Origin of the sequence: Vibrio sp. NH-UV-68, from assembly GCF_042940635.1 — a bacterium.
GTDB lineage: Bacteria > Pseudomonadota > Gammaproteobacteria > Enterobacterales > Vibrionaceae > Vibrio > Vibrio pacinii.
The window spans coordinates 1,218,377-1,232,750 of record NZ_CP134976.1; the positions used below are offsets into that span (position 1 = coordinate 1,218,377).

The window sequence follows — 14,374 nt, forward strand, 5'->3', positions numbered from 1 at the left end:
GGTGACTTATTGGTATTTTAACGCCGTTTTTTCTGCCAAGGTCACAATTACCTTAACCGCTTGCTCCATAGACTCGATAGAGACAAACTCGTGAATGCCGTGGAAATTATATCCACCAGTAAATATATTCGGACATGGGAGGCCCATAAATGATAAACGCGCCCCATCCGTGCCGCCACGAATAGGTTTAATCACGGGCTCGACATCACAGGCAATCATCGCCTGCTTAGCAAGCTCGATCACATGTGGATAAGGTTCAACTTGCTCTTTCATATTGTAGTAACTGTCGGTGAGCACTAACTCGACGCGTCCCTTGTCTAAACTCGCATTCAATTGAGCAACTTTGTCACGCATAAACTGTTTACGCTGTTCTAGACCTTGACGCTCAAAGTCACGAATAATGTAGCCTAACTCACTGCGCGCAACCGTCATTTCGGCCGACTTCAAATGGTAGAAACCTTGATACCCCTCAGTGCATTCAGGCGTTTCGTCCGCAGGCATCAGTAGCTGAAACTGGGCGGCGATGTTCATTGCGTTGACCATCTTACCTTTTGCTGTGCCCGGGTGAACATTAACGCCATAACAGATAACATCTGCACTGGTCGCGTTAAAGTTTTCATACTCAAGTTCCCCCAAAGGACCACCATCAACGGTATACGCCCACTCAGCGCCAAACTTCTCGACATTAAACAGATCCGCGCCGCGGCCAATCTCTTCATCAGGCGTGAAGGCAATACAAATATCGCCATGAGGGATCTCTGGATGAGCAATCAACTCAGCAACAGCAGAAATGATTTCTGCAATGCCGGCTTTGTTATCTGCGCCAAGTAATGTCGTTCCATCAGTAGTAATTAAATTGTGCCCATGAAGCGTATGCAGATCTGGATATTGGATGGGAGACAGCACTTCATCTCCCTTTCCTAGCGCGATGTCCCCTCCTTGGTAGTTTTCAACAATTTGTGCTTTGACCCCTTTACCTGAGGCATCTGGCGCTGTGTCCATATGGGCGATAAAACCGATCGCTGGTACTGGGTAATTAAGGTTACTTGGCAAGCGTGCCATCAAATAGCCGTTATTGTCTAAACGGACATCACTTAAACCAAGCTCATGCAACTCTTGTTGGAGAAATTGCGCAAAAACACCTTGTCCTGGGCTACTTGGGCATTGGGTATTGGTCGGGTTAGATTGGGTATCAAAAGCCACATAGCGCAGAAAGCGTGCAATCAATTCGTTCATAGTAACATCTCATTGTTATTTGTTTTTTCAGCATGCAGACATCCTACGCCGACCAAACAAAATGGTGTTGCTATAAATCAGGTTTTCGCTAATTAGCGCAATACCATGCATAACCATCACGTCATTGGTTAAACAAAAAAACCGAGCGTTCCCGGCTCGGTTTTTGATAGTAAACTTAGCTTGGGCTAGAGCAAGATAAAGATGCCCGCTAAGCAGGCACTCATTAGATTCGCTAACGTACCTGCTAATACCGCTTTAATCCCAAGGTTTGCCACTTCAGATCGGCGTTCTGGTGCAATGACGCCAATCGAACCTAGTTGAATCGCAATAGAACCAATATTGGCAAAACCACATAGAGCAAAGGTAATGATGACTTGAGTGTGCTCTGAAAGTAGTGCTTTATGTTCAACAAAGTCGATAAAGGCAACAAATTCGTTCATCACGACCTTCTGACCGATATATGAACCTGCCATCAAGACTTCGTTAGCTGGAACACCAATCACCCAAGCAAGCGGTGAGAACAAATAGCCAAACAGTGCTTGTAATGTAATGCCGCTAAAGCCAATCAATTCGCCTAAACTTTCTAGACCAGTATTGACCATCGCAATCACACTGACAAAAGCGATTAACATCGTACCTACGGCAACGGCGACTTTCATGCCGTTCATCGCGCCACTTGCCAACGCATCTATCACGTTACTTTCTTTGGCTTTATCCATCTCGATATCGCACTGTTCTATGGGAGTGTCGCGCTCAGGAACAATGATTTTAGCCATCATTAAACTGCCCGGCGCCGCCATGAAGCTTGCCGCAATCAGATACTTAAGCTCAACACCTAAACCTGCATAGCCACCTAAAACGCTACCAGCCACCGACGCCATACCACCAGCCATGACCGCGAATAATTCCGAGCGGGTCATTTTAGAAAGAAACGGACGAACTAGAAGCGGGGACTCACCTTGGGAAAGAAAGATATTACCAGTAGCAACAAGAGACTCCGCTTTACTGGTGCCGAGAAATTTCTGGATTCCCCCACCGATAAACTTGATGACTTTTTGCATAACCCCTAAGTAATAAAGTGCAGAGATAAGAGCACTGAAGAAAATGATGATAGGAAGAACGCGAACCGCAAAAATGAAGCCAGTGTTGGCAAGATCGCCAAATAAAAAACGGATACCTTCATCAGCAAAACCGAGCAAGCTTGACACGCCACTACTTAAACTGGTGAGTGCGGCTTGCCCCAACGGGAAATAAAGCACCAATGCGGCGAAGCTCACTTGAAGCAATAAAGCGCGCGACACGGTTTTCCAATTAATTGACCGACGGCTTTCTGATAATAATACGGCACATAAGAGTAGGGCCGAAATTCCGATTAAGCCAAATAAAACATTCATTAAAAATTACCTCTACAAGCATTCAATTGGTAGCTGGTCCGGTCCGTGGGGTCATTCACTAATCCCTGTGACGGCTTGTATTGGTAGAGCTGTTATTCTCAACCGGGCGGAAAGTATAGCGGCATAAATGAGAGTTTCATCACATATTTTCACGCAAACGGTCACGCGCTTAATTAATAGTCATTTTCATCGTGATGGACGAAAAAAGAGCTCAATGACCGCGTCGAATGGCACAAATTAACAATAATAAATATTGAACTAAGATCACAATAGAGAGATAAACAACCAAAAATGGTAGCAAAATTACTGGCTTAATTATCAATAACACCTACTGTTAGAAAGTGATACTTAACGTGCTCTATCAAAACAAAAAGATACACTAATAACGTCAAGGCTTTACTGTCTACAAGCCCCGCCAAGTCGCGGGGCTTGTTTATTTAGTTTTCTGGCAATTTCATTTTTTATCGATAAAATACCAGGCCTCTTTCTTGTCTGAGATTGTCTATGCAACTTGATTATACCTATAACAGCCTCTCGAACATGGCGCGCGATGAACTTGAAACACTGAGCTTACGCATGATTAACCGCTTGGTACCTGAAGACTCCATGTCCGAACTGTTTACTTTCGATGGAGATGAGATGAGCTGTGCAGAAAAGCATCAAGAAGCACAATTTGATGCCATGCTAAGAATGAATGCCATCGCGCTAAGTGAGCTACCTGCATTGTTTTCTGAGTCTGCCAATAAACAGCAAAACATTCAGCGCATGCAACGTCTGTTACTGTGGCATTTTTATAGCGTCTCCTTCCATTTGGAACGGGCGATTCCCCTAGAAACACATTGCAATCATGTTGAAGTTATCGTTGAGCAACCACCACAAAATGCTCTCGAGTGGGTCACTACCCTAACCGACTTGCTGCGTCAGTATGCGCAAATCGCGCACAAGCAACAATAGACAAAACGCCAGTCGATACTGGCGTTTGTTTTTATTAGTCGTTTTCTACCACTAAGCGAGCATTTTTCGCTTGAACAGGGCGGTTATTTTTGCCCATCACCTGCCCCATTGCCGCCACTTGATCAGTACTTAAACGATGTGGTGATTTCAGTACAAACCAGCGCACTCCTTCGCTGCACGGAGGCGTCGTCAACGAACCATTAAAGCGATAGTAATCGTCAGACTTAGGGATAAAGTCGCTGATACTGATCGGCTCAGAGAGCGCAACACTCTCGCCTTTTGTCGGCATCTTAGCCAATAATGTCGCCATGGCATGATTGCTTTTCTCAACGGTATCGAACATCACCGCAACAACCGCTAAGTTCCCTTTGTCGTCGGCATTAACAAAATGAGCCTCAAGCGGGAACTGGCGACTGTCTATCAAGTTTTCTGATGGCGTGTGGAAGTGAAACTGCGCCAAGGTAAACACCTTGCCATCAACCTTAAACTGGTTATTGCCTTCTACCACCGCTTGCAACGTGTGACCGTTATTCGTTAAACCCGTCACCTTACCAAGGTAGTCGATGTTTAGCTTTTCAATGTCAGCCTCTACCACATCTCGAATATCTATCGGGCTTTGGTTTTTTCCTTGTGCGCATTCAATAAAATGCTCCCCCCAATGTTCAGGGCCATGCTGCCCCTCGTATCCCCAATCAGAAGCCTGAGTAACCCCAGAAATCGCAGCTAACATGCCTAATGCAACTATGGTTTTTTTCATCATTATATATCCTTGCTAATTGTTCTCGTAACCGGACACATCATATAGACATGAGAATATTGAGCTGAGTAGTCAGCAAACTATGATTACACTGTTTTTTTGGAATCCGATGCAAAATAATTGCAAACGAGAGAATGGCAACCTGACTAAGGTGTAATTGAGATATAAAAAAGGCCGAGCTGGGATGCTCGGCCTTTGTAATAAGAATTTTTTATTCCCAATCGAGGATAACTTTACCCGATTGGCCACTTCGCATAACGTCGAAGCCTTGTTGGAAGTCATCAATCTTGTAGTGATGAGTGATGATTGGTGTCAGATCTAAGCCTGATTGAATCAAACTCGCCATCTTGTACCAAGTTTCAAACATTTCGCGACCATAGATACCTTTAATCACCAAGCCTTTGAAGATCACTTGGTTCCAATCAATCCCCATATCAGACGGTGGAATACCCAGTAGTGCAATGCGACCACCATGATTCATGGTTTGTAGCATCGAGTTGAATGCCGACGGATTGCCTGACATTTCAAGCCCCACATCAAAGCCTTCGGTCATGCCAAGTTCTGCCATTACATCTTCAAGCTTTTGCTCAGCAACGTTGACTGCACGAGTCACACCCATCTCACGTGCAAGATCGAGACGGTACTCGTTAACGTCCGTGATAACAACGTGGCGTGCGCCAACATGTTTTGCAACGGCAGCAGCCATAATACCGATAGGACCTGCGCCAGTAATCAACACATCTTCACCGACAAGGTCAAAAGATAGCGCGGTATGCACAGCATTACCAAACGGGTCAAAGATAGAGGCTAAATCATCAGAGATACCTTCAGGAATCTTAAAAGCGTTGAATGCAGGGATCACTAAAAATTCAGCAAATGCGCCTTCACGGTTTACGCCTACACCAACCGTGTTACGACAAAGGTGAGTACGGCCACCACGACAGTTACGACAATGACCACAGGTAATATGACCTTCACCAGAAACACGGTCACCAAGCTCAAAACCACGGACTTCTTGGCCAATACCAACCACTTCACCGACGTACTCATGACCGACAACCATGGGAACTGGAATGGTTTTTTGTGACCAGTCATCCCAGTTGTAGATGTGGACGTCTGTGCCACAGATCGCGGTTTTCTTAATCCGAATAAGAAGATCATTGTGACCAAGCTTAGGCTTGTCGACTTCTGTCATCCAAATGCCTTCTTCAGGCTTTAGTTTTGCAAGTGCTTTAATTTTCATTATTTGATGATCTCCATGTCGCGGCCTACTTCGATAAAGGCATCGATAGCGCGATCAAGTTGCTCACGAGAATGAGCGGCTGACATTTGTGTACGAATACGAGCTTGGCCTTTTGGTACCACAGGAAACGAGAAGCCAACCACGTAAATGCCTTTTTCAAGAGCGCGCTCTGCGAACTCGGCTGCGACTTTTGCATCACCAAGCATGATCGGAATGATCGCATGGTCAGCGCCACCCATAGTAAAACCAGCCGCTTCCATACGAGCGCGGAAGTGAGCTGAATTTTCCCACAAGCGATCGCGAAGCTCGCCGCTCTCTTTCAGAAGGTCAAGAACACGGATAGAAGCATTAACAATCGCAGGTGCTACCGAGTTCGAGAATAAGTAAGGGCGCGAGCGTTGACGTAGCCAATCGATCACTTCCGCTTTACCCGAGGTATAACCGCCTGAAGCGCCACCCATTGCTTTGCCTAGCGTGCCAGTAATGATATCAATACGGTCAACAACGTTGTGGAACTCATGAGTACCCGCGCCGTTTTCGCCCATGAAACCCACCGCGTGAGAATCATCGACCATAGTTAATGCTCCATATTTGTCGGCTAAGTCACAAATTGCAGGAAGGTTTGCAACCACGCCATCCATTGAGAACACGCCATCAGTGACGATAAGAATATGACGCGCACCGGCTTCTTTAGCTGCAATCAACTGTTGTTCTAACTCTTGCATGTTATTGTTTGCGTAACGGAATCGCATCGCTTTACACAGACGAACACCATCAATTATAGAAGCGTGGTTTAACGCATCTGAAATGATCGCATCTTCTTTACCAAGAATGGTTTCAAATAGACCCGCATTTGCATCAAAGCATGACGTGTAAAGAATCGTATCTTCTTTACCTAAGAATGTAGACAGTTTTTGCTCAAGCTCTTTGTGGATATCTTGAGTACCACAGATAAAGCGAACAGACGCCATGCCGAAACCATGCTGATCCATACCTGACTTACCTGCTTCGATAAGCGCGGGGTGGTTAGCAAGACCAAGATAGTTATTGGCACAGAAGTTCAAGACTTCTTGACCACTTGAAATTTTAACCGCTGCTTGCTGCTGTGACGTAATCACTCGCTCGGACTTGTAAAGACCTTCAGTCTTCACTTGCTCAATTTGTTGTTTTATCTGGTCGTAGAATGTAGCAGACATGTCTGATTCCTTGCTCGTTATTATTGTCAGTGCTTCACGTACTGATTGTCTTCAGCGTTGGTGAAGACAGAAATCTTATTGCTTAAGTGTAATTCAATCGAAAGGTTTGCATTATCCTGTCGGACGGAAAAACATTAGTGAATGGCAGGCACAAATATTCAACTTTAATGATGACGGTCACATTGTTGGCCGCTACACTAACGGTTACTTTGGTTTTGAACAGTCGCTATTCGATGAAAAATACTCAACTGATTGCCCTGCTCCCCGATTTGGCGAGTTTTATTCTTATTGTCGACGAAGGTAGTTTTACCGCCGCTGCAAAGCAACTCAGTGTCACGCCGTCGGCGTTAAGTAAGTTAGTCACTCGACTAGAGGCCTCTTTGTCTGTGAAGCTATTTGAACGCACGACTCGAAAACTGCTCATTACCCGCGCAGGGCAACAAGTGTACGACCAAGCCATCGTAATGGTGAATGCAGCAAAGCAAGCTGTTGAGATCTCAACATCGCAGCACCAAGAGATGAGCGGTGCATTAACTGTTGCCGCGCCTGAAGCTTTTCTCAACTCGGTTTTACAACCCCACGTGGTGCCGTTCTTGCAAAAATACCCCCACATTCAACTCAAACTGCGGGTTGCCGACGGTGAGATTGATCTGATTCGTGATGGGATTGATGTGGCCTTCAAGCTTACCGATAAACCGGATGAGAATTTAGTATTGAAAGAGGTCAATAAAACCAACCTAGTGCTGTGTGCCAGCCCTAAATACATTCAGCAGCGCGGCATGCCAACTCATCCAACACAGTTGCTCGAACATGACTGTCTATATTTGGCCGAAAATGACAGCGACCATATTTGGGACTTCTTCAAAGACGATGAGTTTCACTCAGTGGCGGTCAATGGCCGTTACGCGGTCAATCACTCACAAATGCGACTGACTGGGGTAAAAAATGCGCTTGGGATAGGTATTTTCCACGACTTTGTTATCGCCGATGCAATTGCTCAACATCAGGTCGTGGCGGTGTTGTCTGACTGGACAATCAAAAGTAACTACCATGGGGCGATTGCAATGCAATTTCCGCAAACCAAATACATGCCCGCCCGACTGCGAGGATTTATAGACTATATGAGCGAACAACTCGGCTCCGCAAAACCATCGACTTAGCACTAAACATAAGCTGAGCATAAACAACAGCCCCGCACATGGCGGGGCTCATAATTAAGAGAGATAAGCCTTAAGCGCTTTGCTGCGCTGCACCAGTAAAGTATCCATCGCTAAGGTCACAATGATGCCAACACCTGCCATAGGAAAGCACACCGCAATAAGTACCACACTGATTGCACCCAGTTTCCAAATGCCATCATGTTCAAAATGGGCGGGGACACCGAGTCGACGTTGTTTGGCTGGACGACGCATCCACCACATTAACGCTCCTGTTATTGATATCACAATAAAAGCAAGACAGAACAGGGCATTAAGCACTTTGTTAACCATACTAAGATCGCCTTGATGCAGTGACACTCCCGTTGCCATTAACTTTGCAATCCAGCTATAGTCATCCCAAGTCACGTCCATTAACACTTGTCCGCTATATTGATCGAAATGAGTGGTTCGATCTTGTCTTGGATCAGTTACCTCACCGGCCATCGAGTTTGCTGATACGGTGTAAACCCCCATGTCTGACTGAGGAAAATAAAGACTAAATCGCTCAAAACCTAACTGTTTTGCCTGATTAACAATGCTATCCGCATCAACCGAACTCTTAGCACGGTATTGAGTGCTAAGTTGATGCTCACCACTATGATGAGATTGTGGAACCTCTGCCAGTTCTAAGTTCCACGGCATTTCTTCTTCGCTGCCATGGTTTAGGTCAGCATGGGTCAGAGTCGATTGTGGTTTTTCGCCCCATGTGTAATAAGTGGGAAACGTATTCCACGCTTGAACCATTTTCGCCCCCCAAACGCCAGCCCAAGCGAGACCTGAAAGCAAAAATAGACACAAAACAACCGAAAGCACACCGCCAAGATTCGCGTGAAGATCACGTAATAAAATTCGGCGACCGCTTACCATTCTTAACTTTAGGAAACCCGCTTTTGAACTGTTGTCCGTAGGTAGCCACAGATAAATACCGCTAATCAATAGCAAGAGGCTCAAACTGGTCGCTATCTCAATAAGATAATCACCGGTTTTTCCGATCAGTAACGTCCCGTGAATATCATTAGCCAGTTCATACCAACTGTCACTTCTATCGATTTCACCCAATACTTTTGCAGAATAAGGATCAACAGTGACGACCTTGTTGCCCCCCTCAGCTAAGTGAATGTTAAATCGATTAGCCAGATCTGCCTTCTTAGGGTAAACGAGCTGGGTGACATTCGATTTAGGGTATTGGTTGTTAATAGCTTCAAGTTGCTTAGAGATAGGTGCAACGGTGTCCTGCGGGATGACATTAAGTATTTCGCCATAACGAAATTGCTCTATTTCATCATCAAACAACATCGTTAGCCCAGTAAGGCTTAGCATCAACATAAACGGGATAACAAATAGCCCCGCGTAGAAGTGCCAGCGCCACGCCATAAAATAACGGACCTTGGCTTTACTATTTAGCGATTGATTTTTAGGACGAGTGCGTCCCTTAGGTTGAGCCTGTGGATGACTACCCAACATAAAACTTTCCTTTTATGAGCGCACAACAACAGCCACAAACATTCGCAGCAAGTGCTGAGCATAAACTTTACTTTCGGCTTATAGCCAGATTGTTAACAGATTTTTATTTGAGGAAAAATTCACCAAGGAGGCGCTCTGGGGATAGCCAACTGAAAGCGTTCGCTGAGAGACCAAAAGGCGTACGTTCTGACCAAGGCTAGCGTTAACGCGGCGCTGTAAAGAGGGCTAGAAAACGAATCTTGATGGAAACTAGAGAAATGAGTAAACGGACAAGCCTTGTTGTGCTGGGGCTCAAGTTCTCCGGGTTTAACTTGAACCAGCTCAAAACCATTTATCGTACAGAGCGTTGCCCAAAGGCCTGCTGCCGCACCGTGAGCATTGATTATTGGCATCAATGCAACAAGCACCCAACTTAAGGTGCTTGCTATGAGCATATTTCGCTTAAAGTAGGACGTTTTGATCATTATCGCTCTCAGTTAACTGAGCGCAAATATATAACCTCTTGGTTACGAAGTCAGTATGTTACGAGGTAACAGCGTGTTCACCTAAGCGGATATGATGACGCCATTAACTAAACAACTTACTCCAAATGCTTGGATTGCGTTTGTCATGGTACTCTTCACGCAGCGCGTCAACTCGCTTCAATGCTGCTTTAGCGGCAAGCAAATCGCCGTCAGCCAACTTATCTTCTACTGTATCTAACGCCACGGATAACTTATTAAACCCCTCTAAGTACAGTTCGGTCTTTTCCGGTGGGTATTCGCCTAACTTCGATTGTTCAACTAACTGTGACAAATTCGCCACAGCTGCTTGCATTTCGGTTATTTGTTCAGCTTGAGCGGCATGATTAAACTCGACTTTAATCTGTTTCATGGTCGCTTTAAGGTCAAAATCGCTGGCATATACTTGAGCTGAAAGTGCAAAGACTAAAACGGGAAGTAACTTTCTCATTGTTGTTATTCTTAATTTGGGTTTATCAAGTCGCTCAGTTTACTGGAATTTAAGCCAATAAATTAAACGATTTTTGTATCAAGTTATAAATCTTGATACTCACGGATAGCGTCTCTGCCTCTTAAAGCAAGAAAAGCTAAAAACTGAGCAGTAGAGTGAGTTATGACTTGGTGGCTCTCAACCCCGACTTGATCAAGCAGCTCAGACACTAGCGACAAGTTGCCGACATCTTGGCAAAAATGGGCATCGCTACCTGTGGTAAAAAAGACACCAAGCTCTTTGCCGATCGCCGCAATTTCGTAGCATCGTTCCACGCTACCAACTCGGCTATTGCCTTTTAAAGTGGTGTTATTTATTTCTATCGCCACATGATACTGCTGAGCGCAGCGCAATACAGATTCAAAGTCGAAATCAAAATTAGGATTACCTAGATGCCCCAGCGCATCGACATTGCCACTTTTAATGGTGTTAATCAGCGCTTTAGTGTGCGAGTTTTTATCACTCGGCCTAAACACCGGCTCATGAAAACTGGCAATGACCCAATCCAAACTTTTATAAGACGAGGGGTGAACATCAATCTCACCCTGGGTGTTTAAAATATTCGATTCGACACCTCGAATAACCGCGACGTCATCAATAAAGCGAGGCAACACCCGTTGATTAGAAAAAAACCAATAGTGAGGTGCGCCCGGCATAGATTCAGCGTGATCAGTAGTACAAAACATCTTTAGGCCATTGTGTTTGGCCAAACGTGCATTCTCGACCAAAGTGCTATAAGCATGACCACTGGCATAGGTGTGAGTATGGGTATCAACAACTAAATTCATTCTTCAACACAAGTTATCTCTATGGTGGCTATCATGTTAACAGCCTATCCTTCTCGTTGCTCGCAATTGTTTTAATCATCACCAAGTGCCACTCTCAATCACGATTAAGCATTACAAACCAAATGTTGGCCTTTGGTGCTATCGAAGTAGAAAATATTGAGATAACAAAAATTTGCTTAACTTTTTTTGCAGGTTGTTAAGTTTGTTCGATACTTAATAGGTACTTTATTAGTGGTGTCTCTATGAGAAAGCAACGCTATTCGCTCAGCATTCATATCATTAGTCTCTTTTTATTCCTGACAACACTTGTTGGCACGGTACTTATTGTCATTAGCTATCAACACGCTCAACAGCTTCTCACTGGCAGTGCGCAAGAGCTTAGCCGTGAAAATAGCCGTAAGCTTGAATCAACCTTCCAAGTTAAAGCAGGGCCGATCCTCACCACACTCGACTTTATGGCGATGAATGAAACGATAGAAGATCACACAACCCCAACTAAACACGCCAATTTCTGGACTTCGTTAAAACTCATTTTTGACCGAAACCCTGGAGTGGTTGCTTTATACTACGCCAATGACTCTGGTGACTTCACTCTCGCAAGAGCACTCAGAAATGAGGCAGACAAAGTACGTTTTAACGCCCCCAAAGACGCGAGTTTAATGATCAATAGCACCAACATAAAAGGGCAAAATCGTGTTTTCTTTTTAGACCGTAAACTACACCATGTGGGATACACACAAAGCCAAGACAACAACTTTGATCCTCGTGTACGGCCGTGGTTTCAAAACGCCAATGATGACGGTCAAATTCGCTTAACCGACCCCTACTTTTTTTATTTTCTTAAAACTACTGGAGTAACCTTGTCACGTCGCGCCGCCGACGGAAACAGTGTGGTAGGCGCTGACTTCACATTAACTTCACTGTCTCAACAAATCAGCAAAATGGGCTATTCTGACAACACCCAACTGATTCTGTTTGATCACAAGTTTAACTCTCTAGCGCATCACAACACTGGCCATACAACCCCCCTTGAATATGACAAAGTAAACTTGGACGACACCGTTTTCAGTTCGGTTATCAATCGTATTTCAAGCCAAATCATTTACGAAACCCCTGAGTTTAACAATAAGTTGTGGTCAGTGACGCTCACTCCAGTGCAACTGAACAGTTCGACGCGACTATTGCTCGCTGAAGCAACGCCACAGCAAGACTTACTCGCGCCGCTACTTTCGCTGCGCGATAAACAGGTCACCGTTGCGCTCGCTATGCTTTCAGTGAGTTTTATTTTGGTCTGGCTCGTCGCCCAACGTTTAGCTCAACCGCTGCGCGCGTTAATGGAACAAACCGACAATATCGCGCGCTTTGATTTTAAGAAAACACGTTACTCGCGTAGCATGATCGCAGAGGTGGCCAATCTCACCAATTCAATCGAGTTGATGGAACACACTCTATATGACTTGCTAAGACTATTGCGTGAAACGGCGAGTAATCAAGACTTTTCAGTACTGGCAAAAACCATTGCACATCAAAGCTTTCTGGTCACTCGTGCTGAGACCATTGTGCTGCACGTCAAAGAGGATATACAGGCAGATTTCAATTGCGCAGCCAATCACGCCATTATTCCTTTTAAGATAGACATCAATACTCTCGTCAATTCAATTGCTTGGGTAAAAACCGAATTGAATAAAGGCGAAATTGTCCATCTTAATCGAGATGATACCAACTTAGCGAAATTCCGTGATCAGCTTTATAACTCAGATATTTATCTATTCCCATTACATAGTCGTGACAAGCATCTGGTCGGCATACTCTTGCTTGGTTACGAACGCGCTATTACGTCGGAACAATCCGACAAACACGCTTTCCTTAAAGAGCTACTCAGTTTCGGTGAAATAGCCAAAGAGAATATCGATCGCATGGAGCAACAAAAAGAGATGCTTAATGCCTTTGTCGAACTGATTGCTTCGGCGATTGATACTAAGTCGCCTTACACAGGCAGTCATTGTCAACGTGTACCCGAATTAACCAAAATGCTCGTCACTGCCGCCAATTCTGATGAAAGTTACTTTCCGCATTTTTCGATGTCAAAAGATCAATGGGAAGCATTACATCTTGCCTCGTGGTTGCATGACTGCGGTAAAGTGACCACCCCTGAATATGTCATTGACAAGGCAACCAAACTAGAAACGATCTATGACCGAATTCATGAAGTACGCATGCGTTTTGAGTTATTAAAAGCGCAAGCCGAGACTGAATACTGGAAAGCAATTTCACAAGGGGGTGATACCGACAGGCTTAAGCAAGAATTGGACATAAAACATCAACAACTTGACGATGATTTTGCCTTTATCGGTCAATGTAATCTCGGCGGCGAATCGATGAGCGATGAAGCGTTAGAAAGGCTTGGTCGTATCAGCCAAGTAACTTGGACTCGCACACTAGACGACCAAATTGGCGTCTCTTGGATTGAACAACAGCGCGCTGGCAATAAGGTCCCACTTCCGACACAAGAACCACTATTGAGCGACAAGCAAGTTCATCAAATCGATTGGCCTGCAGTCGCAAACCCACAAGATCCATGGCAAGAGGAGTTTGTCCTTAAACCCGGTCAGCTGAAATACAATCGAGGCGAGCTTTATAACTTGTCGATTTACCGTGGCACACTCAATGATGAAGAACGATTTATCATCAATGATCACATTATTCAGACTATCACTATGCTCAAGCGCCTTCCCTACCCACAACATTTAAAAGAAGTGCCTGAGTATGCGGGTGGACACCATGAACGCATGGACGGCACAGGTTACCCTAAAGGTTTAAACGAAGAGCAGCTATCTATCCCTGCACGCGTCATGGCAATAGCCGATGTGTTTGAAGCGCTAACATCAAGTGATAGACCGTACAAGAAAGCCAAAACCTTAGCAGCATCGATTGAGATCATGACAGCGATGGCAACCACAGGTCACATCGATGCTAAACTGTATCTTCTTTTCTTAGAAAAAGAGATAGATCAAACCTATGCCAAACAATTTTTATCTTTAGATCAACAAGTTGAATTCGATCGAGCCGCCCATATCAAACGCGTAAAAATGTTTTTAAGGGGCGATTTCTAACCACTAACTGCTTGATCAAATTAGAGCAAACACTTTATTG

At 44.8% G+C, this 14,374-nt stretch carries 12 protein-coding genes; 3 read left to right on the forward strand and 9 right to left on the reverse strand.

Annotation, left to right across the window (positions count from 1 at the left end; all coding sequences use genetic code 11):
- Nucleotides 1-6: 6 nt before the first annotated feature.
- Both pepT and ViNHUV68_RS19710 read right to left on the reverse strand, forming a co-directional pair.
- Nucleotides 7-1,236 carry a peptidase T gene (gene pepT / locus ViNHUV68_RS19705; RefSeq protein WP_038176730.1) on the reverse strand — a complete coding sequence of 410 codons (1,230 nt, stop codon included), beginning with the start codon at nucleotides 1,234-1,236 and terminating at the stop codon, nucleotides 7-9.
- 185 nt (nucleotides 1,237-1,421) lie between these two features.
- Complete coding sequence (locus ViNHUV68_RS19710) at nucleotides 1,422-2,630, reverse strand: NupC/NupG family nucleoside CNT transporter (RefSeq protein ID WP_038176731.1); 1,209 nt, start codon at nucleotides 2,628-2,630, stop codon at nucleotides 1,422-1,424.
- Between the two features lie 504 nt (nucleotides 2,631-3,134).
- Between ViNHUV68_RS19710 and ViNHUV68_RS19715 the strand changes: the two genes are divergently transcribed.
- Nucleotides 3,135-3,584, forward strand: coding sequence for an exoribonuclease R (locus ViNHUV68_RS19715; protein ID WP_391090871.1), 450 nt, complete (start codon nucleotides 3,135-3,137; stop codon nucleotides 3,582-3,584).
- A 34-nt stretch (nucleotides 3,585-3,618) separates the two neighbouring features.
- On the opposite strand, the gene ViNHUV68_RS19720 is transcribed toward ViNHUV68_RS19715, so the two are convergent.
- The 3 genes from ViNHUV68_RS19720 to ViNHUV68_RS19730 all read right to left on the reverse strand — a co-directional run bounded on the left by ViNHUV68_RS19720 (nucleotide 3,619) and on the right by ViNHUV68_RS19730 (nucleotide 6,780).
- Entirely contained in the window at nucleotides 3,619-4,341 is a 723-nt protein-coding gene (locus ViNHUV68_RS19720) for a carbonic anhydrase family protein (protein WP_391091875.1), read from the reverse strand.
- A 211-nt stretch (nucleotides 4,342-4,552) separates the two neighbouring features.
- Nucleotides 4,553-5,584 (reverse strand): L-threonine 3-dehydrogenase, encoded by a 1,032-nt coding sequence (tdh, locus tag ViNHUV68_RS19725; RefSeq protein WP_038176733.1) that lies wholly within the window; start codon nucleotides 5,582-5,584, stop codon nucleotides 4,553-4,555.
- Nucleotides 5,584-6,780, reverse strand: coding sequence for a glycine C-acetyltransferase (locus ViNHUV68_RS19730; RefSeq protein ID WP_038176735.1), 1,197 nt, complete (start codon nucleotides 6,778-6,780; stop codon nucleotides 5,584-5,586). The genes tdh and ViNHUV68_RS19730 overlap by 1 nt, the downstream gene beginning before the upstream one ends.
- Nucleotides 6,781-7,013: 233 nt before the next feature.
- Between ViNHUV68_RS19730 and ViNHUV68_RS19735 the strand changes: the two genes are divergently transcribed.
- Nucleotides 7,014-7,940, forward strand: a complete 927-nt coding sequence (locus ViNHUV68_RS19735) for a LysR substrate-binding domain-containing protein (RefSeq protein WP_391091876.1) — start codon at nucleotides 7,014-7,016, stop codon at nucleotides 7,938-7,940.
- A 54-nt stretch (nucleotides 7,941-7,994) separates the two neighbouring features.
- On the opposite strand, the gene ViNHUV68_RS19740 is transcribed toward ViNHUV68_RS19735, so the two are convergent.
- From ViNHUV68_RS19740 to ViNHUV68_RS19755, 4 genes are all read right to left on the reverse strand, one after another.
- Nucleotides 7,995-9,353, reverse strand: a complete 1,359-nt coding sequence (locus ViNHUV68_RS19740) for a PepSY domain-containing protein (RefSeq protein WP_391091877.1) — start codon at nucleotides 9,351-9,353, stop codon at nucleotides 7,995-7,997.
- A gap of 209 nt (nucleotides 9,354-9,562) precedes the next feature.
- Nucleotides 9,563-9,907 (reverse strand): hypothetical protein, encoded by a 345-nt coding sequence (locus ViNHUV68_RS19745; protein ID WP_038176739.1) that lies wholly within the window; start codon nucleotides 9,905-9,907, stop codon nucleotides 9,563-9,565.
- Between the two features lie 103 nt (nucleotides 9,908-10,010).
- A complete protein-coding gene (locus ViNHUV68_RS19750) occupies nucleotides 10,011-10,394 on the reverse strand; it encodes a cytochrome b562 (RefSeq protein WP_038176741.1) in 384 nt (127 codons plus the stop codon).
- A gap of 83 nt (nucleotides 10,395-10,477) precedes the next feature.
- A complete protein-coding gene (locus ViNHUV68_RS19755; RefSeq protein ID WP_391090873.1) occupies nucleotides 10,478-11,221 on the reverse strand; it encodes a PHP domain-containing protein in 744 nt (247 codons plus the stop codon).
- A 242-nt stretch (nucleotides 11,222-11,463) separates the two neighbouring features.
- Between ViNHUV68_RS19755 and ViNHUV68_RS19760 the strand changes: the two genes are divergently transcribed.
- Nucleotides 11,464-14,334 (forward strand): HD domain-containing phosphohydrolase, encoded by a 2,871-nt coding sequence (locus ViNHUV68_RS19760; RefSeq protein ID WP_391090875.1) that lies wholly within the window; start codon nucleotides 11,464-11,466, stop codon nucleotides 14,332-14,334.
- Nucleotides 14,335-14,374: the final 40 nt, after the last annotated feature.